This window comes from Streptomyces sp. NPDC003023 (assembly GCF_042888225.1).
Classification (GTDB): Bacteria; Actinomycetota; Actinomycetes; order Streptomycetales; family Streptomycetaceae; genus Streptomyces.
Genome location: NZ_JBIAPL010000001.1, coordinates 697,565 through 720,008 on the forward strand (window position 1 = coordinate 697,565; position 22,444 = coordinate 720,008).

General features: G+C 69.2%; 18 protein-coding genes. 8 read left to right on the top strand and 10 right to left on the bottom strand.

From position 1 onward, the window contains the following. Positions 1-132: 132 nt before the first annotated feature. The gene (locus ACFYV1_RS02785) at positions 133-1,278 is read right to left on the bottom strand and encodes an acetate/propionate family kinase (RefSeq protein WP_389393534.1); all 1,146 of its coding nucleotides are present in this window, start codon (positions 1,276-1,278) and stop codon (positions 133-135) included. After that, complete coding sequence (locus tag ACFYV1_RS02790) at positions 1,266-3,593, bottom strand: phosphoketolase family protein (protein WP_389393535.1); 2,328 nt, start codon at positions 3,591-3,593, stop codon at positions 1,266-1,268. Before ACFYV1_RS02790 ends, ACFYV1_RS02785 begins: the two co-directional genes overlap by 13 nt. 669 nt (positions 3,594-4,262) lie before the next feature. Between ACFYV1_RS02790 and ACFYV1_RS02795 the strand changes: the two genes are divergently transcribed. After that, positions 4,263-4,460 carry a hypothetical protein gene (locus ACFYV1_RS02795; protein ID WP_389393536.1) on the top strand — a complete coding sequence of 66 codons (198 nt, stop codon included), beginning with the start codon at positions 4,263-4,265 and terminating at the stop codon, positions 4,458-4,460. 225 nt (positions 4,461-4,685) lie between these two features. Next, positions 4,686-5,333: a hypothetical protein gene (locus ACFYV1_RS02800; protein WP_389393537.1), complete on the top strand. Its 648-nt coding sequence runs from the start codon at positions 4,686-4,688 to the stop codon at positions 5,331-5,333. 258 nt (positions 5,334-5,591) lie between these two features. Here the strand turns inward: ACFYV1_RS02800 and ACFYV1_RS02805 are convergent, their stop codons facing one another. The 3 genes from ACFYV1_RS02805 to ACFYV1_RS02815 all read right to left on the bottom strand — a co-directional run bounded on the left by ACFYV1_RS02805 (position 5,592) and on the right by ACFYV1_RS02815 (position 9,595). Next, complete coding sequence (locus tag ACFYV1_RS02805) at positions 5,592-6,779, bottom strand: FG-GAP-like repeat-containing protein (protein ID WP_389393538.1); 1,188 nt, start codon at positions 6,777-6,779, stop codon at positions 5,592-5,594. Between the two features lie 132 nt (positions 6,780-6,911). Continuing rightward, positions 6,912-7,771, bottom strand: a protein-coding gene (locus ACFYV1_RS02810) for an IS5 family transposase (protein WP_389394552.1) whose coding sequence is annotated in 2 segments (ribosomal slippage) — positions 6,912-7,405 and positions 7,405-7,771 — 861 coding nt in all. Because the reading frame shifts where the segments join, the coding sequence is not laid out codon by codon here. A gap of 642 nt (positions 7,772-8,413) precedes the next feature. Beyond that, positions 8,414-9,595: a M14 family zinc carboxypeptidase gene (locus tag ACFYV1_RS02815; RefSeq protein WP_389393539.1), complete on the bottom strand. Its 1,182-nt coding sequence runs from the start codon at positions 9,593-9,595 to the stop codon at positions 8,414-8,416. A gap of 264 nt (positions 9,596-9,859) precedes the next feature. On the opposite strand from ACFYV1_RS02815, the gene ACFYV1_RS02820 reads away from it, so the two are divergent. After that, a complete protein-coding gene (locus tag ACFYV1_RS02820; protein ID WP_389393540.1) occupies positions 9,860-10,915 on the top strand; it encodes a M14 family zinc carboxypeptidase in 1,056 nt (351 codons plus the stop codon). A gap of 312 nt (positions 10,916-11,227) precedes the next feature. On the opposite strand, the gene ACFYV1_RS02825 is transcribed toward ACFYV1_RS02820, so the two are convergent. Continuing rightward, positions 11,228-11,578 carry a hypothetical protein gene (locus ACFYV1_RS02825; protein WP_389393541.1) on the bottom strand — a complete coding sequence of 117 codons (351 nt, stop codon included), beginning with the start codon at positions 11,576-11,578 and terminating at the stop codon, positions 11,228-11,230. Positions 11,579-11,687: 109 nt separating this feature from the next. Between ACFYV1_RS02825 and ACFYV1_RS02830 the strand changes: the two genes are divergently transcribed. Further along, the gene (locus ACFYV1_RS02830; RefSeq protein WP_389393542.1) at positions 11,688-11,831 is read left to right on the top strand and encodes a hypothetical protein; all 144 of its coding nucleotides are present in this window, start codon (positions 11,688-11,690) and stop codon (positions 11,829-11,831) included. 190 nt (positions 11,832-12,021) lie between these two features. On the opposite strand, the gene ACFYV1_RS02835 is transcribed toward ACFYV1_RS02830, so the two are convergent. Further along, positions 12,022-13,536 (bottom strand): PucR family transcriptional regulator, encoded by a 1,515-nt coding sequence (locus tag ACFYV1_RS02835; protein ID WP_389393543.1) that lies wholly within the window; start codon positions 13,534-13,536, stop codon positions 12,022-12,024. Positions 13,537-13,567: 31 nt separating this feature from the next. On the opposite strand from ACFYV1_RS02835, the gene ACFYV1_RS02840 reads away from it, so the two are divergent. Both ACFYV1_RS02840 and ACFYV1_RS02845 read left to right on the top strand, forming a co-directional pair. Continuing rightward, positions 13,568-15,154, top strand: coding sequence for a purine-cytosine permease family protein (locus ACFYV1_RS02840; RefSeq protein ID WP_389393544.1), 1,587 nt, complete (start codon positions 13,568-13,570; stop codon positions 15,152-15,154). A 38-nt stretch (positions 15,155-15,192) separates the two neighbouring features. Next, a complete protein-coding gene (locus tag ACFYV1_RS02845; protein WP_389393545.1) occupies positions 15,193-16,062 on the top strand; it encodes a polysaccharide deacetylase in 870 nt (289 codons plus the stop codon). Between the two features lie 18 nt (positions 16,063-16,080). Here the strand turns inward: ACFYV1_RS02845 and ACFYV1_RS02850 are convergent, their stop codons facing one another. The 3 genes from ACFYV1_RS02850 to ACFYV1_RS02860 form a co-directional block, all read right to left on the bottom strand. Beyond that, complete coding sequence (locus tag ACFYV1_RS02850; protein ID WP_389393546.1) at positions 16,081-16,905, bottom strand: IclR family transcriptional regulator; 825 nt, start codon at positions 16,903-16,905, stop codon at positions 16,081-16,083. A gap of 91 nt (positions 16,906-16,996) precedes the next feature. Beyond that, positions 16,997-18,226 carry a M24 family metallopeptidase gene (locus ACFYV1_RS02855; RefSeq protein WP_389393547.1) on the bottom strand — a complete coding sequence of 410 codons (1,230 nt, stop codon included), beginning with the start codon at positions 18,224-18,226 and terminating at the stop codon, positions 16,997-16,999. Between the two features lie 78 nt (positions 18,227-18,304). Further along, a complete protein-coding gene (locus ACFYV1_RS02860) occupies positions 18,305-19,660 on the bottom strand; it encodes an MFS transporter (RefSeq protein WP_389393548.1) in 1,356 nt (451 codons plus the stop codon). Positions 19,661-19,912: 252 nt separating this feature from the next. On the opposite strand from ACFYV1_RS02860, the gene glyA reads away from it, so the two are divergent. Both glyA and ACFYV1_RS02870 read left to right on the top strand, forming a co-directional pair. Further along, on the top strand, positions 19,913-21,199 hold the full coding sequence (gene glyA, locus ACFYV1_RS02865; RefSeq protein WP_389393549.1) for a serine hydroxymethyltransferase: 1,287 nt from the start codon (positions 19,913-19,915) through the stop codon (positions 21,197-21,199). Next, entirely contained in the window at positions 21,196-22,416 is a 1,221-nt protein-coding gene (locus tag ACFYV1_RS02870) for a sarcosine oxidase subunit beta family protein (RefSeq protein ID WP_389393550.1), read from the top strand. Before glyA ends, ACFYV1_RS02870 begins: the two co-directional genes overlap by 4 nt. Positions 22,417-22,444: the final 28 nt, after the last annotated feature.

Here is a 22,444-nt window from a genome sequence, read left to right on the forward strand (position 1 = left end):
CTTGCCGGCGCCGTTTGGCGACTCGGGTGACGCCGGCAGGACTGGTGGCCTTGCAGCAGGACGAGCGCCCCGAAAGCGGCGACCATTGATCACTCACCGCCTTCAACTGCTTGTTGCCGCAGAACAGATTGCTCACGCAGTCCAAATTCCTTTCGTGTCCCCCCGATTCAGCAACGCTCGTACTTCGAGGGCGATCTGACGGCCCTCGCCCGTCGGAATCACCAGCACGGGCACGCTCGCTCCGGCCGCGCTGACGACGGCGTCGGCGTGAGGCTCCGCCGGTTCGGCGCGCAGTCCACCGGTGACGCCGAGCGCGCCGAGGCCGGCGCAGACCGCCTCCCGTACCTCCGGCTGGTCGGAGCCGATCTCGCCGGTGAAGGCCAGTGCGTCCACGCGGTCGAGTGATGCCGCGACGCTCGCGATCCCGCGCCGGGCCCCCAGGGTGAACACGTCGAGCGCCAGCGAAGCCCGCCGGCTGCCGCCCGCCGCGGCCCGTACGAGGTCGCGGGTGTCGCCGGATGTGCCGGACAGGCCCAGCAGGCCCGAGTCGTGGTTCAGAGCCTCCGTCAAACGCTCCGCGGACAGGCCGGCAGAGGTTTGCAGCCACAACAAGAGCCCTGGGTCGACGCTGCCGCTGCGCTTGCTCATCACCAAGCCCTCCAGCGGCGTGAAACCCATCGTTGTGTCGACGCTTCGCCCCTCGCGCACCGCGCACGCCGAACATCCGCCGCCAAGGTGGGCGATCACGACCTGGAGCTGTTCGGCCGGGCGTTTCAGCAGCGCGGCGGTCCGCCGCAGGGCCCACGCGTACGACAGACCGTGGAACCCGTACCGACGCAGCCCGTGACGCTCCGTCCAGTCCAAGGGCAGCCCGTATGTGCGGGCGGCCGCCGGGAGCTCTGCGTGGAAGGCGGTGTCGAAGCATGCCACGTGCGGGATGTCCGGCAACAGCCGACGCGTGGCGTCGAGGGCTCTGAGGGCGGGCGGTACGTGCAGGGGGGCCAGGTCTGCGGCACCGTCGAGTTCCACGCGGACCGCGTCGTCGACGAGGACGGGCCTCAGCAGCCGTGGCCCGCCGTGGACGAGGCGATGCCCGGTCGCCGCCACAGGCGGCACATCGCGCAGGAGTTCTGTGATCGCCTCCTGCGTCCCGCTGCCGGGAGCCTCACCGATGTGCCGGGCGCCGAGTTCGCGTCCCTCCCCGTCCGTCACCGTCAGCTGCAGGCTGGACGAACCTGCGTCCACGACAAGCAGATTGCCGTGGCTCACGGCTTCCATGTCCACTCCGTGATTTCTGCGGGGTCGACGCCGGTGCGCCGTAGTTCCTCGCGCAGCCGGTCCCGGTGGAGCGCATACCGGGCGGCCAGGTCGCCGGCGACGCCGGGGCGGCCCCGTAGATGTCCCAGTGCCGTGATCGCCAGATCGTGACGCGAGACGCCGTTGCTCGCGAGCAGGTCGTACGGGGTGGTTGTGGTGCCCTCCTCGACGTAGCCGCGTACATGGAACCGGTCGGGGTCGGGTCTGCCGTGCAGCAGGTGGTGCACGGCAGACGGATAGCCGTGGAAGTCGACCACCACCGGAAGGTCTCTGCCGAACAGGGCGTCGAAGTCGGCGTCCGGCATGCCGTGCGGATGACGGCCGGGCGGGGCGAGGGCGCACAGGTCGACGATGTTCACGACCCTCACGCGTGCCTCCGGCAGGTCACGGCGCAGCAGTTCCGCCGCGGCCAGTGTTTCCACGGTCGGGATGCCACCCGCGCATGCCAGCACCACTTCGGGGTCCCGCCCGTCGTCGGTCGAGGCCCACCGCCACGCGGACGCGCCGGCCTCGCAGTGCGCGCGTGCCTCGTCCAGGCCGAGCCACTGTGCCGCCGGGTGCTTGCCGGCGACGACGAGATTGATTCGGCCCGTGTCCCGCAGTACCCGCTCCATGGTGACCAGCAGCGTGTTCGCGTCGGGGGGCAGGTACACGCCGGTCACGGTGGACTTCTTGGTGAGCGCATTGTTGATGAAGCCCGGCCCCTGGTGGCTGTACCCGTTGTGCTCCTGTCGCCAGCCCTCGCTGGTCAGCAGGTAGTTGAGGCTGCTGACGGGTTCCCGCCAGGGCACCTCGCGGGACATCTTCAGCCACTTCGCGTACTGGTTGACCATGCTGTCGACGACGGACGCGAACGCCTCGTACGTCGGGAACAGCCCATGACGTCCGGTCTGCAGATAGCCCTGCAGCCAGCCCTGGCAGTTGTGCTCCGAAAGGATCTCCATCACCCGCCCGTCCCGGGCCAGGTCCTCCGCGTACTCCCCGACGGGCCAGACCCAGGCGCGGCCGGTCGCCTGCAGCACGCCGTCCAGCTTGTTGGAGGCCAGTTCGTCCGGGGACATGATGCGGAAGTCCCGGCTGGAGGCGGTGCGGCGCATGACCTCCGTCAGCCAGCCCGCCAGCACCTCGCCCGGGCTCGCCGTCGCGCCTCCCGGCCCGCTGCCCACGTCGACGGCGTGCGGCTCCAGCGGCGGCAGGTCGAGGGGTCGGCGCAGCCGCCCGCCGTCGGCGGCCCGCTGCATGCCGACACGCCGCTCACCCGAAGGACAGGCGCCCAGCACCTCCGCCGTCGGCCGCCCGTCCTCGTCGAACAGCTCCTCGGGGTGGTACGACCGCAGCCACGCCTCAAGGGCGGCGAGCTGTACGGGATCGTCGTGGACACCGTCGAGCGGCACTTGGTGCGCGTGGAACGTCCCCTCGATGCGCTTGCCCTCGACCTCGGCCGGCGCTCCCTGCCCTTTGAGGCTTCGCAGCACGATCACCGGCCACCTTGGGCGCTCCAGGGGCCGCCCCTCCCGGGCGCGCCCCTGGATGTCACGGATGTCGGTGTGCGCGGCGCGCACCGCGGCGGCGACCGGCTCCCCGTCCGGGTCGCCCGTGACGTCGACGATGCGCGGATCCCAGCCGTAGCCGCGGAACAGCGCCGTCAGATCGTCGTCCCGCATGGTGGCGAACACCGTCGGGGAGGAGATCTTGTAGCCGTTCAGGTGCAGCAGGGGCAGCACCGCGCCTCCGGTCACGGGGTCGAGGTACTTGGACGAGTGCCATGCCCCGGCCGTCGGCCCTGTCTCCGCCTCACCGTCCCCGACGATGCACACCACCAGCCGGTCCGGCGCGTCGAAGGCCGCGCCGAACGCGGTGGCCAGCGCATAGCCGAGTTCACCACCCTCGTGGATCGTTCCCGGCACGGCGGGGGAGAGGTGGCTGGGGAAGCCGTCCGGGGCGCAGTAGCGACGGGCGAGTTCGGTCAGACCCCGCTCGGTTCGGGTCAGTGCGGGGTCGTACTCCTCGTGCGTGCCCTCGAGCCACAAGTTGGCGTGGTTGGCGGGCGCGCCGTGGCCGGGCCCGGTCACCAGCAGGACGTCAGCGTCGCGCTCGCGGATGAGGGTGTTGACCGCGGAGTACACCATGGTGATGCCCGGGCACGACCCCCAGTGGCCGAGCAGCCTGGGTTTGAGGTGCTCGGGGCGCAGCGGCTCGCGCAGCAGCAGGTTGTCCCGGAGATAGATGAGGGTGGCTGCCACGTAGTCCGCGGCCCGGCGGTAGGTTCGCGTCACGGCTGCCCCTCAGCGAGGTCTTTGGCGGGACAGCCGCGAGAGTCGTCACGGCGCCGGGTCGGCCGACTGCCTTTGCCCCGCGCCCCCGGCCTGACCGGGCCCCGCAGCAGCGTCTGTCCGGCGTTCGCGTCGGCGCCGAATCCGCCGAGCCGAGCGGTGAGGGCCCCGGCCGGCGCGTCACCGGCGACGGGGGCGGGAGATGCGCGGTGCGGGCCGTCGCTCACCAATGCGTTCATAGCTGGTCCGATTACCCCGTTGTGCCGGAACCAGGCCGGGCTTCGGTCCGATCGGGTGAGGTACGAAGCGGCGGCAGGCAGTGGCCGAAGCGACCTTGGCCGGAAAGGAGGCGGTTGAAGTACCGGCAGACTCCGTCGACCGCTCGAGCTCACCACGTGCGCCATGCCAGTCGTGAGGACGCGGGAGTGAGCGGGCAATGTCCGGCGGACGACACCCGCGGGGCGCGGCTGATTCACCGCCGACGCCCGAACCTGCTGCTGGGCTTCCTGTCCGGGATGAACCGGGAAGTCGAGCGACTCCGGCTTTCGGACCGCGTCCGTGAGGACGGTATGGCGTCAGTGCGGCGTCGCCGCCGAGCCGGGGCGATCCAGCGTGTCGGCCCCGAGCTGCCGGGTACCCGGTGCTTCCGACGCGATTCTGGAGGCGACAGCCATGCAGCGCGGAAGCAATCCCAAGAGCCCCCGTGAGGACGACGAGCTCAAACACCAGATGCAGGGCTACCTCAAGTCCGGACAGCACACGCACACCGAGGACGCGAAGGATCCCGAGCCGGTTGCGGACGACGATCCCAGGACCGACAGCAGCCGTGAGGCACGAGCACGCACGCAAGAGGCCGACGAGGAGCGGTGACGGCAGGCGCGGCGCGTCCGTACCAACGAGCGTCGCCAAACGTGATCCGTGAGCCTGCCGAACCGCCTCGATCCCGACCAGGAAGGACGGCTTGAAACCAGAGATCCCCATGTCCACAGCAGCTGAGTCTTCCGGCCCGCGGCCCAACCGGCCAGCAGATATTCGAAGCGGCAGGCTTCTCGATGCCACTTGCCTGCTTGGATTCCACAGAATGATCCGGTTGACGTGGCCTTCGACGATGCCGGAGCTCCACGGCAGTGTGAGACCAGCGGTGACGGCGTCGAGATCGCGTTCGAGGCCGTTGACGAAGGTGTGGAGGCTGGGCAGGTCGTCGGCGCGGACCCTCTTGATCCATTCTGGGAGCTGGTCGCCCTGGAGCTGAGTGAGCATCTTCCCGAACGCGTGGACGTGTCTGGTGAGGGCGTCCAATTCGAGGCAGTCGGCAAGGACGGAGCTGAGCTTCAGGCGCTCGCACTCCGGCAGGGTGTCGGGGTGAGTCAGGATCCAGCTGGTGACCGTGCGTGGGGACGGTGGGCGGGCTGCAGGTGCGGTCGGGGATGTGCGAAACGGTTGGAGGCGGACGGCTCCGTAGCGGCTGGCGTAGCCCTGCGATTTGATCTCTTCCCAGAGGGTCGGTCCAGGCGTTCGTGCGGCAGCCCCCTTCAAGACCTTGTGCACTGGAACGGTGAGCTCTCCGACCGCTTCAGAAATGCCCGGCGCGGTGAACCGACATTGATCGTCACTTTCCGTCGTGGCCATGCCCTGGCCGCTGCGAAGAAGGTCAGTGCTGGACTCGCCAGCCCCAGCCGGCTCGTCGACTGGGCACAGGCCGTGCATTTCGAGGACCACGTGGACGTCGAGGAAGAACACTAGGACCTGCTGACTCAGTTCCTCGTCGAAATCTCGACCCACGAGCTGTTCGAACCGGTCACCCACGAAGTCTGCCAACGATGGCTACGCGTCCTGCAGACATCGATGGCCTCCGATGCCGAAGCGGCCGAACGTTGAAAGACAACCTGAGAGTTGTAGTTGGCCAGGCTGGCCAAGTCGGGTGCTCAGAACCGAGAGGGGCGCGATTCCTTCGTCAAAGTCCGAGGGCCTTCGCCCGGAGGCGAAGGCCCTCGCGGTAGGTCAGAAGGCGCCGCTGTCCAGACCCCACCAGCTGGCGTTGTTCCACTCGCCCGGCCGCAGACCGCCCGTACCCAGCCCCTGGTACTGGACCAGCCAGTCGCCGCTCGTCGCGAGAAGGTCTGCACGGCCGTCGGCCGACCAGTCGCCGACGGCAATGAGAGAACTCATGGCGTTCCAGCCGCCGGAGCCGATCAGCACGCGTGACCCGATGGACCCGGTCTTGCCGGGGTAGAGCCAGAGCTTGCCGGTGGACGCCTCGCGGCCAATCAAGTCGGCGCGACCGTCACTGTTCATGTCCCCGGCCCCGGCCAGGGCGTTCATGCCGTTCCAGCCGCCACTGCCGATCAGCTTCCGCGCGCCGAGACCACCGGCACTGGTACCCGGGTAGAGCCACAGCTTTCCGGTGGACTTCTCCACGGCGACTAGGTCGGCTCGGCCGTCCCCTGAAAGGTCACCGAACGCGGTGACCTTGGACATGCCGTTCCAGCCGCCGCTGCCGATCAGCTTGCGCGCGCCGAGACCGCCCGAGCCGGTGCCGGGGTAGAGCCATAGCTTCCCGGTGGACGCCTCACGGGCGATCACGTCCTCGCGGCCGTCGCGGCTGAAGTCACCGTGCCGGGTGAGGGCGTTCATCCCGTTCCAGCCACCGGAGCCGACCAGACGGCCAGTGTCGTCACCGGGCAGGAACCACAGGCGGCCGATTCTGTCGCGGACCAGGAGGTCCGACCTCCGGTCGGCGTTCATATCGCCGAAGCCGGACAGCTTGGGCGCGGTCGCCGCGTACCAGTAGGGGTAGGCGGGCCCTTCGCACTCCCGCACGGTGCCGACGAGCTTCAGCGAGCTGAAGTAACCCGGGTCCATGCTGGTGGCGTAGGTCTCTCGGGGCTCGAAGGTGCTGTAACCCCGCGTGACACCGTAGTTCGGGTCGTCGTAGAGGCAGGCGATCAGGGACGTGCGGTTGATGACCGTGCGGAAGCTGTTGTCCCACGTGCCCAGCGTCGCCTTGCTCGCGTTCGTCTTGAACATCGAGCCTGTGCCGTTGCCGTCCTTCCAAGCGCAGAAGTACCCCGAAGGGCAGTCGCTGACCGCGGCTTGCGCAGGCGCAGCGCCCGCACTGACCAGGCCGAGCGAGGTAAGCCCCAGCGCCGCGGCCACAGAAGCCAGGCGCCGAAGCAGTGATGTGCGCATTCATTCCCTCCCTGTCGCGGCGCACAGGCTTTCGAGCCGCGCCGCGAGGAGGACCGTATCCGCACCCCTGTTCCACCCGCCGCGCGGGTCACCCTTCCTGGAGCGATTTCACCGGCCAACTGGGGTCCGTCTTCAAACGGATCTTGCCCAGAGCAGGAACGACGCGAGACTGACCGCTGCTTCGTATGAGGTGGCGGTCTTGTCGTATCTGGTGGCGATGCCGCGGAAGCCTTTGAGCCGGTTGAAGCAGCGTTCGACGACGTTGCGCCGGCGGTAGATCTGCCGGTCGAATGCCGGTGGCCGGCCTCCGCGGCGTCCGCGGTTGTGGCGGTGTCGCTGCTGGTCGGTTTTCTCCGGGATGGTGCAGGCAATGCCGCGTTTGCGCAGGTAGGCGCGGAAGCCTCGGGACCTGTAGGCCTTGTCGGCGATGACTTGGTCGGGCCTGCAGCGGGGATGTCCAAGGCCGGTGCGCGGGACTCGGATCCGTTCCAGGAGGGGGCGTGCGCAAATGCTGTCGTGGCGTTGGCCGGGTGTCAGCAGGATGGCGAGGGGCCGTCCGCGTCCGTCGTAGGCGAGGTGGATTTTGTTGGTCAGGCCTCCTCGGGATCGGCCGAGGGCGTGATCGTCCGGTTCGTCCGGCCGCTGGATCCCCCTTTCCGGCCGGTGGCGGCGGCGTGCTGGGGAGCACGCACGATGGTGGAGTCGATCTGTACGAGCCAGTCGATGTCGCCGGCCGTGTCGGCCTGAGCCTGGATCTGCTGGAGGGCTTGGGTGAACACGCCGTCCAGGGCGTATCGGCGAAAGCGGGTATAGACCGTCTTCCATGGTCCGTAGCGTTCCGGCAGGTCGCGCCAGCAGACCCCGGTCCGGATTTTGTAGACCATCCCGTTGACGACCTGCCGATCCTCCACGCGCGGACGGCCTGTCGCGGCCCGCGGTATGAGCGGAGCGAGTAACTCCCACTCATGATCGGTGAGTTCATGGCGGCGTATCACCCCCCATGATCCACCATCCGATGATCTTTGAAGACGGACCCTAGTCGTCCCCGCACCCGCGGGGGGTGCTCACGAACGTGGTGCCGGCTCGAGGAGCGTCGGGGTCGTCCTGACCTCCGGGTGTGGGGCGGCCGGGGTGTCCGATCCGGCCAGGAGGGTGCTGGGGACACGCGTCTCAGAGGATTCCCGTCCACGACCACGGTCGCAGGCCGGATCGACCACGGAGACAGCCGATCCGATGCTGCGCCTGGCTCCTCCACTCCGCGTTGCCGGCTGCGTGCTGAGCCGCGTACGTCACCATGCGCGCAGAGGCGCCGACCACGATGCCGAGGCGCGATACAGCCGCGAACAGGTCGGTTCGCATGTGCTCGGGGAACTGGGCATGCAAAAGGCCGGCTGACCACTGCATCGCTCGGGCGGCAACGTCTCGCACCACGCCCCCCGCCGCCCAGCTCGCCGTCCATGCCGCTGGTGGCGGCGGCAAGGACCTGGTCGACGTGGCTCGGGTTCACATGCGTCTGGAGGGACGGCTCGGCGGGGCCGGAGGCGGGCGGCGGTTCCCCTGGCTCCGGACCGGAGCGTCGGTGCGGAGCCAGGGAGAGCCGGGCCGCCGGGCGATGCCGCGGGCCGTCCGCTCCGTCAGACGCCGGGGCCGTCGGAAGGCAGCGTGACGCGCTTCGGGATCGCGTCGTAGATGTCCGTGTCGAGGGAGTTCACCGAGCCGTCCGCTACGGCGTCGACCAGGCCGCCGAGCCCGGTCTCGACCATCTTGGCGAGCATGCCGTTGCGCTTCATGCCGTCGTACTGGGTCTGCGAGGACGTCTCGAAGAGGACCGCCGCGGACCCGCGGAGCTGGTACGAACCGAGCGCGGTGCCCGGCAGGTTGGTGGACTGGGGGTAGAGGGTCAGGTCGCCCCAGGCGGAGTCGCCCCGCTCCTGGAGGGCCTGGTAGACGGCGACGTTGGCCCGCTTGGAGGCATCCATGTCGAACTTGGGCCAGCTGCCGAACGCGGCCGGGTTGTCGATGAACTTGGCCGAGATGGACAGCGGCGACATGCTCTCCATGTCATCGGTGGCGTAGCAGGACCACTGGTTGTGCAGGTCGACGAAGAAGTCGACGGTGCCGAACTCCTGCTCCAGCGAGCGGTAGACATCGCGGGAGGTCCGCGCCTCGGGAGTGATGTACCAGCCGGTGTCGGCGCTGTGGCCCGGGAAGTCCTCGGCGGCGGCAACGTAGTCCAGGTTCGGATGGAAGTCACGGTTGATGTCGAAACCGCCGACCCGGGAACTGTAGTTCCACGACGGGGACGCACCCGCCAGCTGCGGGAAGTCGGCGACGACCTCGTCCCAGGTCATGTCGTTCTGCCGCTGGTCGAGCTCGCCTCCGTCGACGTTCAGCCGGGGAACGACAACCACGGTGACGTTCTCCCGCAGCTTCTTGGCCGCCGGGGTGCTGGAGCCCCACTGCTTGAGCAGCTCCAGGGCCGCCTCGGTGCCGTGCATCTCGTTGCCGTGGATCTGCGTCTGCACGTACACGACCTTGTCGCCCTCGCCGACGCGCGCGGTATGGATGGCGCGGCCCTGGTTGGAGTACCCGGCCACCTCCACGTCGACGGTGCCGCCGGTGCTGGTCTCCAGTTGCTTGAGGGCATTGGTCAGTTGCGCGTAGTCGACGAAGCCCTCGCTGCCGGAGCCGGAGGCCTCGGTGCCGCAGTGGGCTCCGGGCGGGACAGCGCCGTCGGCGGCGTAGGCGACGGCGGTGGAGAGGCCGGCGATCAGGGCGGTGCTCGCCAGTGCGGCGACCAGTCTTCGAGCGGGCATTCACTGCTCCTCAGGTGTCGTACGGCACTTCCGAGGGGTGGCGTGCGTCACTCTAGGCCGCCGGGAGCCATCTGTGAACGGTGTTTCGCTCCTGTCTCATCCGCACCTGAGCCGGCGTCCCCGCGACGGCCGCGCACTTCGCGATCTGTGTCGGCAAATGCTTCCGTCTGCGGCAACAACGCCGCGCAGTGACAGGGCATTGACGGTTCTTCACGGTGCTCATAGGCTCACCCGCTCGTTGATCGCGACACGAGGGAGGAACACATGCGCAGGTTCCGTGGTCTCACCGGATCCGCTCGCACGACGACCGCCGCCCTCACCGGCGCTCTCCTGCTGACCGGTGCCCTGTTCACCGGTAATGCCGCCGCGGCGGGGGAAGGCCCCGACTACCAGGGCAACGAGACGATCAACACCTCGATCCTGTCCACCTACGACGACGTGGCCCGGTTCCTGAAGGACCAGGACACCCGGCAGGACGCCATGGAACTGGAGGTGATCGGGCAGACGGTCAAGGGCCGTGACATCCACCTGGTCAAGTACGCCGGCGACCCGGACAACCCGACGATCCTGTACTTGGCGCAGCAGCACGGCAACGAGCAGTTGACCACCGAGGCGATGCTGCACACCATCAAGTTCCTCGGCTCGCCGTCGAAGGCCTCGCTGCTGAAGGACGTGAACCTCCTCTTCATCCCGATGTTCAACGCCGACGGCGCAATGGGCGACGTGAACTTCCCCCTCGACAGCTACCTCGCCAAGGGTGAACGCCACCTGACCCGCTACAACGCCAACGAGGTCGACCTCAACCGCGACCACGTGGCCAAGGAGCAGCCCGAGACGCAGGCCCTGCACGACAACGTGCTGCGCGCCTACGACGTGGACTACGCGATCGACATGCACCACCAGGGCACCCAGTCCCGCGTGAACGGGGATCTGGTGTCCGGTTCGATCCTGCACCCGACGACCCCGGACGTCTCGCCCGAGCTGGTCGAGAAGTCCAAGCGGCTCGGCTCCGTCGTATACCACAACGTCGACCGCACCGGCTGGGGCCACATCGGCCGGTACGGCGGCGGCTCGGCCAACACGATCGGCCGTAACGGCATGGCGGCCGAGCACGGCATCGCCACGCTGCTGTTCGAGATGCGCGGGATGAGTGACCACGAGTACGCACCGTATGTGCTCGGTCAGAAGTCCAACGGCTACCTGATCAGGCAGTCGGTGCTCACCATTCAGGCCACTGTCCAGGCGGTCGCCGACGGCTCGATCGAGCGGGCGGACACCTCCTTCTGGGACACTCTTCCCCAGCAGTGCAGCACCTGCTGACATCGAGTGGCCCTTCCACGGCACGAAGCCCGGCCGGTAGGCCGCGGCCGTGAACAGTTCCCGGTAGAAGGCCAGGTTCCGAACCGGCTGCAGGATCGTCAGCATCGTTCCGGCACTGATGGGCCCCGACCCGCGCGTCTTCCGCTTCCGCTGCGAGCGCACGTCCCGGTAGACGTCGCAGTGTTCCTGCATCACTCGGCCCAGAGCACCTGGACAGCATCCAACTGGGCGTTGACGAGCTCACGGCGGCCGTGACCGAGGTGCACAACAGCGGCCGCCGCGTTGCCGCTCTCGCCCACGGGCTCAGGGCGATCAAGAACTCCATCCCTCGCCGGCGCCGACACGATCGAGCACTCCTGCTTCCTCGACGATGAGACCGCCGCCCTCGCCGAAGAGCACGGGCAGATCGTCGTTCCGACCATGATCGCTTTCAACCGTTACATCGAGCTGGGCGTAGAAAGCGGCCCGCCCGCGCCCTCGGTCGAGAAGGCCGCGCACGCGTTGTCCGCCGGCTTCCAAGCGGTGAAGCCGGCCACGCAGCGTGGTATCGCCGTTGGAGCGGGCACCGATTCGGGAGGCCGAGGCAAGCCGCACGGCTGCCTGGCCGGGGAACTCGAGTTGCTGGTGAAGGCCGGCCTGACCGCTCGCGACGCCCCGGAGCATGAGTCTTTGACTGCCGGCGACACCCGGTGCTCCGTTGTGTTGTCCGCGGACAACACAACGGAGCACCGCTCTCGTCGATGCGCAGGTGCACATGGAGGATATGGGCCGTGTGCGCTATCGCCAGGTGTGCGAGCTGGACGGGACGCAGCCGTCCGACGACGGGATCACCTGCGGCTACGAGGTCGCCAAGGAAACGCTGGTCGGCGTCACGGACAGGATCTGGCGGACATGCCGCTGCCGACGGCCAGGGTGATCGAGATCTCCGCCTCAAAGACATCGTGCAGCACCGACCCGCTACGACAAGCTCGCCGTCCGCCACGAAGCGACCGTGCTGGTCGCGGGCGGAGGGTGTGCACGGGCCGTGCACCCTGGTGGTCGCCGTCCGCGCACGGCTGGGCGGGGCAGCCCCGGCCGACGAGGTCGCGCGGGAACGCGTCGACGGGTCAGCCCGCCCAGCCGTGCAGCCGCAGCGCCAGATGCAGGGACAGTGCGCGCGGGGTTCCCGTCGGATCGCCGCCGAGAAGGTCGAACGCGCGCTGGAGCCGTGCGTAGAGCGACTGCCGCTGCAGGTGCAGTCGCTCCGCGGTGCGCGTCTTGTTGCAGCCGGTCTCGAAGTACGCCTCCAGGGTGGCGAGCAGCAGATCGCGTTCCTGCTCGCGCAGCGCGAGTAGGAGGCCGAGCTGCTCGTCCACCAGTTGCTGCGCCGTGGCACGGAGTTCATCGTTCAGCAGCAGCCGGTCGATGCCCAGTTCGGTCGCGTCGAGCACCTCGGGGAGCGGCCTGGCCACGGGATGTCGCAAACACTCCAGGGCTGCCGCGAGAGAGGTTGCGGCGCCGGACAGATCCGGCATCAGCGGGCCCACCGCGACCGTGACCCTTCCGGGCCCGTTCCACTCCCTGAGCCCGTCGACCAGGGCGGAACGGGTCAGGGCCGCGCGGCGCCGGTCGCGCAGGGACAGCAGGGCGTGGACCTCCGGCGGTGAGGGGACCGCGACGGCGGTGAGCCCGTACCGGCGGAGCACGCCGTCGAGGCGGGCCGACTCCGCGGAGGCAGCCTGCGCCCTTGCGGTGATGCCGATGACGGGTGCATCGGGGTCGAAGCCGACCGCCTGTCCGAGCCGGCGGACGCGTGCCGAGTGCGCCGGGCCGTCGGACGCGGTCAGCCGGACGAGTTCCGCCGCGGCGAAGTCGCGGGCACTGGGCGGCCGTGAGCGCAGCAGGGCGAGTTGCAGCGCCTCGGACGCCCGGTCCTGGGCGAGCTGAAGCATCTCGTCGTCCGCGTCGGCGGAGGCGGCCGGATACAGGACCAGGGCCGCCGCTCTGACGCCCCGCACCGTGATGTGCGCGCCGACGCCTTCAAGGGGGCTCGGCGGATCGGGCAGCTGACCGCCGGCGTCGGCGGACCGGGAGGCGATGACCGCTCCCGCGTTGTCGAACAACGCGGCGGACACCCTGGTGTGGCGGACCAGTTCGTCCAGGATCTCCTGGACACCGCCGCCGTCGGCCAGGGCGGCCGACAGCCGGTGCGACAGATCGCCGGCATCCCGCAGCCGGGTGACGGAAGCGTTGACGACAGCGCTGTTGACCGACTCGGCGACGACCACGAACGGCACCACCCGGCGCAGCTCGATCACCGGGAAGCCGAGGGCTTCGGCCTCCTCGACGACGGCGGGCGGCACGGTCGGCAGCACCGGCCCGGTCTCGATGGCGACGGCCACCACGGCGCGCGCCGCCAGGTCCCGTACGTAGGAGCGCTGTTCGAGGGGGGTGGAGACGGCGAGGCCGGTGCCGCCGGTGAGCAGCAGTTCTCCGCCGCGCAGCAGGGGTGCGATGTCGATGACTTCGCTGGAGTGGATCCAGCGGACGGGCCGGGCGAGGTGGTCGGCTCCGGTGAGCAGCAGAGGCTCCGCCGGTGCGAGGCTGGGGTGTTCGAGGACATCGGCGAGAGTCATCCGCATGACGAAGTGTTTATCACTTCGCCTTGTCTGTATGACAGTTCGTAGCTTGCCGGGTGTGATGTGGGCCACCAGGATGTCCGCTGAGCAGACCGTCCACCTGGAGGTCATTCCGATGTCAGCTACGTCTGCAACCGGGCCGGAAGCCGTTCACGAGATCGAGGAGACGCTGCAGCCCGTCCCCGAGGACGCCCGGACGAAGAGTGTGTCAGGGCAGTTCTGGATCTGGTGCGGTGCCAACATCGCCCCCATCAACTGGGTGCTCGGGGCGCTCGGTGTCCATCTGGGTCTGAGCCTCGTCGACACCGTCCTGGTGCTGGTCGTCGGCAACCTGATCGGCATGGCCGTCTTCGGGCTCTTCGTGCTCCTGGGGCAGAAGACCGGTGTCACCGGCATGGTCCTGGGGCGCGCGGCCTTCGGCCGCCGCGGCAACTACCTGCCCGCGACCATCCAGGGGGTGCTCGCCGTCGGCTGGTGCGCCGTCAACACCTGGATCATACTCGATCTTGTCATGGCCCTGCTCGCCAAGCTGGGCTGGACCGACCCCGACGCGGCCGGCAACGGCTGGCGCATCGCGGTCGCCGCCGTGATCATGGCCGTTCAGGTCGTGATCTCATGGATCGGTTACCGGGCCATCTCGGCCTTCGAGCGCTGGACCGTGCCGCCCACCATCGCCGTCCTGCTGATGATGTCCGTGGCCGCCTGGTTCTTCCTGGACATCGACTGGTCCTACGCCGGGCCACCCGGCCAGGTGCTGGCCGGCGGCGAACGCATCGCGGCGATGACGGCGGTGATGACCGCCATCGGCATCGGCTGGGGCATCACCTGGTTCACCTACGCGGCGGACTACTCACGTTTTGTCAGCCGGGACATGCCCCGTCGGCGGCTCTATCTCGCCAGCACACTCGGCCAGTTCGTCCCGGTGGTGTGGCTGGGGCTGCTGGGCGCGAGCCTCGCGACGAAGAATGGCGCCGTCGACCCGGGCCGTCTCATCGTCGACAACTTCGGCGCGATGGCGATCCCGGTGCTGCTGCTGGTGCTGCACGGTCCCGTGGCCACCAACATCCTGAACATCTACACCTTTTCGGTGGCCGCCCAGGCCCTCGACATCAAGCTGAACCGGCGCGTCCTCAACGGTCTCGTCGGCCTGCTCGCCATGGCTGCCGTGGTGTTTCTCATCTACCAGGAGAACTTCGCCCACGTCCTCGACACCTGGCTGATCGGACTGGTGGCCTGGGTCGCCGCCTGGGGCGGGATCATGCTCGTCCACTACTACAGGCTGGAGCGCGGCGAGGTGCGGGTCGATCGCCTCTTCGACCCGGTGGGCTCCTCCCGGCTGGCGGACGTCAACTGGGCGGGGATCGCGGCCTTCGGGGCGGGCATCGCCGCCACCTGGCTGTTCATGTACGGGCTGATCCCCGCCTTCCAGGGGCCGATGGCCGTCGCCATGGGCGGTGTCGACCTGTCCTGGCTGGCCGGCGGCCTCACCAGCGCGCTCGTCTACGCCGTGCTCGGGCCGCGGGCGGCGCACCGCCACGCCGACGTGCCGGACACCTCCTCCGCCGCCGCACCCGGCATCGGTGAACCTGCGGCGGACCCGGCGCGGCCCGGCGCCGCATGACCTCACCCTCTCCCACCCCGAACCGGAAAGGCACGAGCATGAGTCACCCGTGGCCCAGGGGCTACCGCGCCGCCGCCGCCTTCACCTTCGACGTCGACGCCGAGTCCTGTGCACTGGCGCACGATCCCGCGGCCTCGTCCCGGATGTCGCTGATGACGCACCAGGCGTACGGGCCGCGGGTCGGCGTGCCCCGGCTGCTGCGCATCCTGCAACGGCGCGACGTCCGGGCCACGTTCTTCGTCCCGGGATTCACCGCCGACTGCTATCCGGACATGGTCCGGCAGATCGTCGACGGGGGGCACGAGATCGCCCACCACGGCTATCTGCACGAGCGGATGGAGGGCATCGACGCCAAGACGGAGGCCGGTCACCTGGACAGGGGTCTCGAAGCCCTCGACCGGCTGGGTGTGCGTCCCTCCGGCTACCGGGCGCCTTGGTGGGAGATGAACTGGCACACGCCGGACCTCCTGATCGAGCGCGGCTTCTGCTACGACTCCAGCCTGCTCGACGGCGACGTCCCCTACCGGCTCCAGGGCGGTCAGGTCTGCGGCGACCTGGTGGAGATCCCCGTCGACTGGGCGCTGGACGACTGGGAGCAGTACGCCTTCTACCCCGGATGGACCGGCAGCGGGGTCATCGAGAGCCCCAGGAAGGTCCATGAGATGTGGCTGCTCGAAGCGCAGGCGCACCACGCGGAGGGCGGCTGCTTCGTCCTGACCAACCACCCGTTCATCTCCGGTCGTCCCTCACGCGCCGCCGCGCTGGAACGGCTCATCGAGGACGTGCGGGCGCTCGACGGCATGTGGGTCACCACGCTCGGCGAGATCGCCGAGCATGCGGCGAAGACGCTCACCGAGGTGCGCCGCATCGAGCGGATCGAGGCACCGGAGCGGAGTGCGGCACCGTAACCGCTGCAACGCGGGGTGTCAGGCGGTCGGCGGCGTGGGCCGCCGGCCGCCCATGCGTGCGGTCACCTGGTCGGCGGCGGAGCGGACGGTCTCGCCGAGGGTGGGCAGGTGCTCGGACGACACCCGGAAGCGGGGCGCGGAGGCGAGGACGGCCGCGACCACTTCGCCGCGGTGGTCGAAGACCGGAGCGGCCACGCCGACCTCTTCGAGCGAGGTCTCACCGTAGTTGACGGCGTAGCCCCGCTCGCCGGCGTCGGCCAGGCGGATCAGGTATGCGTCGAGGGCGGCGTCGTCGAGGCCGGGGTAGGCCAGGGTGCCGTTGGTGAGCAGGTTGCGGGCGCGGTGAGCCGGGAAACGGCTCAGGAAGATCTGCACCGAGGAGCTGGCAGCCGTGTTGTAGCGCGTCCCGAGCGGAGTGCTGTGCTTGACCTCGTGACGGCTCGCCACCTGCTCGACACAGACCGACTCGGTGCCGTTCCACAGCATCAGGGCCGACGTCTCGCCGGTGCGGTGGCTGAGTTCTTGCAGCACCGGATAGGCGACCCTGCGCACGTCGAGGTCGGCGAGGAGCGGTCCCGCCATGGCGATCACCCCGAGACCGAGGCGGAAGCGCCGGGTGGCTTCGTCGCGTTCCACGAGGCCGTCCTGTTCGAGGGTCGCCAGGATGCGCGAGACCGTGCTCTTGTGCAGTCCGACCCGGGTGGCGATGTCGGTGACGCCGAGCAGGGGTTCTTCGACGCTGAACGCGCGGAGCACGGAGACGCCGTTGTGCAGGACGGACATGCCGCGGTTCTCGCCCGCGGTCGTGCCGTCGCCGTTCTCGTCCGTTCTGGTGCCTGCCATGGTGATCCCATCTTGCCGTACGGGCAGACGGACGACGCCATGCGGGCCCGCCGGGCCCGCATGGCGTCGTCCGTCGCGCCGGTCCGCGCCGTCAGGCGCCCAGGATGTTGTGCTCGGGGCCGAACGGGAACTTCGTGATGTTCTCCGCACCGTCCTCGGTGACGACCAGGATGTCGTGCTCGCGGTAGCCGCCCGCGCCCGGCTGCCCCTCCGGCACCATGATCATCGGCTCCATGGAGACGACCATGCCCGGCTCCAGCACCGTCTCGATGTCCTCGCGGAGCTCGAGTCCCGCCTCGCGCCCGTAGTAGTGGCTGAGCACGCCGAAGGAGTGGCCGTAGCCGAACGTGCGGTTCGGCAGCAGGCTGTGTCCGGTGTAGATCTCGTTGAGGGTGCGGGCGATCTCGGCGCAGCTGATGCCCGGCCGGATCAACTCCAGGCCGCGGCGGTGCACCTCGACGTTGATCTCCCACAGCCGGAGCGAGCGGGCGTCCGGCTCGCCGTAGAAGAGCGTCCGCTCCAGGGCCGTGTAGTAGCCGGAGATCATCGGGAAGCAGTTGAGGCTGAGGATGTCGCCGCGCCGTACCTGGCGGGTGGTGGGCCAGTTGTGCGCGCCGTCGGTGTTGATGCCGGACTGGAACCACACCCAGGTGTCCCGGATCTCGGTGTGCGGGAAGGCGCGGGCGATCTCGCGGACCATGGCCCGCGTGCCGGCCAGGGCGACCTCGTACTCGGGGACGCCTTCGGTGATCGCCGCGCGGACGGCCTCACCGCCGAGGTCCCCGATCCGTGCGCCCTCCTTGATCAGGGCGATCTCCTCGGCGGACTTGAGCATCCGTCCCCGCATGGCGGCCTGCGCGATGTCGACCAGCTCGGCATCGGCGAAGGCGGCCTGGAACTTGTTGCGCAGATCGAGAGGAAGACTGTCGTCCTCCACGCCGATGGTCCCCGGGGTCACGGCGCGGCGGCGCAGCGCCTCACGGATCGCGTGGATGTAGTTGTCGCGCTGCCAGTCCGTGTAGACGACGTTGTCGCCGAACGTGCGCCGCCAGGGCATGGCGGCGTCGATATTGGCGGAGACGGTGATCTGTTCGTCGTGCGTGACGACCAGTGCGTAGGGGCGGCCGAAGGAGGTGTACAGGAAGTCGGAGTAGTACTTGATGTTGTGGTACGACGTGAGCAGGGCGACGTCGATGCCCTGGTCGGCCATCACCTTGCGCAGGTGTGCGAGCCGCCGCTCCATCTCGGCGTCGGAGAAGGTCTGCTGCTCCTTCACACCGTTGCGGATCAGCTTCAGTCGCTCGAGTTCTGTGACGGACATGGGCAGTGCTCCTGTTCTTCTGGTTCTTCCGGTTCTCCGGATTGCTCGGATGGACGACGGGACAGGCGGTCGAGGGCGTCAGCGCTCGCGCAGCGGTTCGCGGGACGTCTCGCGGGACATCAGCACGGCGCACAGCGAGACCAGGGCGGCGCCCGCGAGATACCAGGCGGGCGCGAGCCGGTTGTCGGTCCACGCGATGAGGAGCGTGGCGACGAACGGCGCGGTACCGCCGAAGAGGGCGTTGGCCAGGTTGAAGCTGACCGCGAAGCCGCTGTAGCGGACTCGCGTCGGGAAGAGTTCGGCGAGGAAGCTGGGCAGTGTGCCGTCGTTGAGGGTGAGCATGGCGCCCAGCAGCACCTGGATCAGTACGACGGTGAGGAAGCCCGCGCCGTCGAGCAGGGCAAAGGCCGGCACGCTGCACAGCGCGAACAGCACCGAGGCGGAGATCAGCATCCGCTTGCGGCCGAAGCGGTCGGAGGCGAGACCGGCGAAAGAGACGAGCCCCACGTACGTCGCCAGTGAGACGGTGGTGGTGAGGAAGGACTCCGCCGAACCGAGGCCGAGCTCCTGCGACATATAGGTGGGCATGTAGCTGAGGAGAATGTAGAAGCCGACGGCGTTGAGCGCGGTGACCGCCATCGCCAGCACCAGCGGACGGCGGTTGGCCCGGAGCATCTCCCGGGCCGGGGCGGCCTTCTGAGCAGTGGCCCCGGAGGCCTCCTGCTGTTCCTCCATCGCGAGGAACACCGGTGTGTCCTCCAGCCGCAGCCGGATGTACCGCCCGATCAGCCCCATCGGTGCTGCCAGCAGGAAGGGCAGCCGCCAGCCCCACGAGTGCATCTGGCTGTCGGAGAGCACGGCGGTCAGCAGCGCCGCGATCAGGGAACCGAGGAGCAGACCGGCCGCGGTGCTCGCCGGGACCACGGCGGCGTAGCGGCCGCGCCGGCCCTCGGGTGCGTACTCCACCAGGAAGGCGGAGGCGCCCGCGTACTCCCCGGACGCGGAGAAGCCCTGAACGATCCGGATCAGCAGCAACAGCAGCGGGGCAGCCACTCCGGCCGACGCGTAGCTCGGCAGCCAGGCGAGGCAGAACGTGGCCGCCGACATGACCACGATGGACAGTGACAGCGCGCTGCGCCGTCCGACTCGGTCACCGATGTGACCCCAGACGAAGCCGCCCAGGGGACGGACGAAGAACGAGACCGCGAAGACGCCGAACGTCGCCAGCAGGGCGGTGGTGCGGTCGGTCGCCGGAAAGAAGACGGTCGAGATGGTGGCGGCGAGGTAGCCGTAGGCGGCGTAGTCGAACCACTCGACGAAGTTGCCGATGAAGCTGGCGGCCACGACTCGGCGGCGCGTGGTGCGATCGACGCCGCGGGGCGGCGACGAGGCGGCGGATGCGGACGGTGGCGCAGTTGCAGGGTGGTCGCTCATAGAACCGGCTCCCGGATATGTGCGTTGCGTTCAGAGCAACTGTGTTGCCCAAAGTGGGGCTCGGTTGGTCGGGCTGTCAACCCTCGTGCGAGAAATCCATCGACACCAGGAAAGGCCAGCTGTGTCTGCGGTTGGCTGCGGTCGGGGTGTGGATGCGTGAGGGATTGACCGTTGCGTCAGATGAATTTATGTTGCTGCTCACGCAACCCCCGATCGGTAGGTTGCGCGAGTCTTCTCCCGAGGAGTGACACCGTGCCCAAGATCCTTGACCGGCCCTTGGGGGCCGTCGACGCGGAGGTGGAGGCAGCGATCTCCGCCGAACTGCTGCGCCAGCAGTCGACCCTCGAAATGATCGCGTCGGAGAACTTCGCGCCCGCGGCTGTGCTGGAGGCCCAGGGGTCGGTGCTGACGAACAAATACGCGGAGGGGTATCCCGGCCGGCGGTACTACGGAGGCTGCGAACACGTCGACGTGGTCGAGCAGCTGGCCATCGACCGGGTCAAGGAGCTGTTCGGCGCGGAGGCCGCCAACGTGCAGCCGCACTCGGGCGCCCAGGCCAACGCCGCCGCGATGTTCGCGCTCCTCGATCCGGGGGACACCATCCTCGGCCTCGACCTGGCCCACGGCGGCCATCTGACCCACGGCATGCGCATCAACTACTCGGGCCGCCTGTACGACGTGGTCCCGTACCACGTACGCGAGTCGGACCTGCGCGTGGACATGGACGAGGTGGCGGCGCTCGCCCGCAAATTCCGCCCGCGCATGATCGTCGCCGGTTGGTCGGCCTATCCGCGGCAGCTCGACTTCGCCGCGTTCCGGCGGATCGCCGACGAGGTCGGGGCCTACCTCATGGTGGACATGGCGCACTTCGCCGGGCTGGTGGCGGCGGGCCTGCACCCCTCCCCGGTGCCGCACGCAGACGTGGTCACCACCACCACCCACAAGACCCTCGGCGGACCCCGCGGGGGGGTGGTGCTCAGCCGGGCGGGGCTGGCCAAGAAGATCAACAGCGCGGTCTTCCCCGGCCAGCAGGGCGGGCCGCTGGAGCATGTGATCGCCGCCAAGGCGGTCGCCTTCAAGATCGCCGCGTCCGAGGAGTTCCGCGAGCGGCAGCGGCGCACCCTCGCGGGGGCCCGCATCCTCGCGGGCCGACTCCTGGCCGACGATGTCGCGGAGGCCGGCGTCTCGGTCCTCACCGGCGGCACGGAGGTCCACCTGGTCCTCGTGGATCTGCGTAACTCCGCACTCGACGGACAGCAGGCGGAGGACCGACTGCACCAGGTGGGCATCACCGTCAACCGCAACGCGGTCCCCTTCGACCCGCGCCCGCCGATGGTCTCCTCCGGTCTGCGGATCGGCACGCCCGCCCTGGCCACCCGGGGCTTCGGCGAGCCCGAGTTCCGCGAGGTGGCCGACGTCATCGCGCTTGCCCTCGCGCAGGAGGCGAGTGAGACACGGACAAGGCTGCTGTGTGACCGTGTCGCCGCCCTCGCCGACAAGTTCCCGCTGTACCCCCACCTGGACGGAGTGGGGGCATGACCGCGAAGCCGCTGCCCGAGCACCCGGACTTCCTCTGGCGCACCCCCGAACCGAGGCCGTCCTACGACGCCCTCGTCGTCGGCGGCGGTGGCCACGGCCTGGCCACCGCCTACTACCTGGCCAGGAATCACGGAATGACCAGGATCGCCGTCCTGGAGAAGGGCTGGCTCGCCGGCGGCAACATGGCCCGCAACACCACGATCATCCGCTCCAACTACCTCTGGGACGAGAGCGCCGCGATCTACGAGCACGCCCTCAGGCTGTGGGAACAGCTGCCCGCCGAACTGGACTACGACTTCCTGTTCAGCCAGCGCGGCGTGCTCAACCTCGCCCACACCCTGCAGGACGTCCGCGAGAGCGTGCGCCGGGTGAACGCCAACCGGCTGAACGGCGTCGACGCCGAATGGCTCGACACCGACGAGGTCGCGAAGATCTGTCCGATCCTCAACGTCTCGCAGGACATGCGCTATCCGGTGCTCGGCGCCACGTACCAGCCGCGCGCCGGTATCGCCAAGCACGACCATGTCGCCTGGGCGTTCGCCCGCGCCGTCGACCGGCTCGGAGTGGACATCATCCAGGGCTGCGAGGTCACCGGCTTCGTCAAGGACGGCGAGCGGGTCGTCGGCGTGGAGACCACCCGCGGACGGATCCTCGCCGGAAAGGTCGGGCTCGCCGGCGCCGGCCACAGCAGTGTCCTCGCCGAACGCGCCGGGTTCCGGCTGCCGGTGCAGTCGCACCCGCTGCAGGCCCTCGTCTCCGAACTGCACGAGCCGGTGCACCCCACCGTGGTGATGTCCAACCATGTGCACGTCTACGTGTCACAGGCCCACAAGGGCGAACTGGTCATGGGCGCCGGCGTCGACGCCTACAACGGCTATGGCCGGCGCGGCTCCTTCCACGTGATCGAGCAGCAGATGGCCGCCGCCGTCGAGCTGTTCCCGATCTTCGCCCGCGCGCACGTGCTGCGGACCTGGGGTGGCATCGTCGACGTCTCCCCCGATGCGTCGCCGATCATCGGCGCCACCCCGGTGGAGAACCTGTATGTCAACTGCGGCTGGGGCACCGGCGGCTTCAAGGCCACCCCGTCGGCCGGCTGGACCTTCGCCCACACCATCGCCACCGGCGAACCGCACCCGCTGAACGCCCCCTTCGCCCTCGAACGCTTCACCACCGGGGCCCTCATCGACGAGCACGGCGCCGCCGCCGTCGCCCACTGAGCCCCCGCACACCACTGAGAGGAGGCGA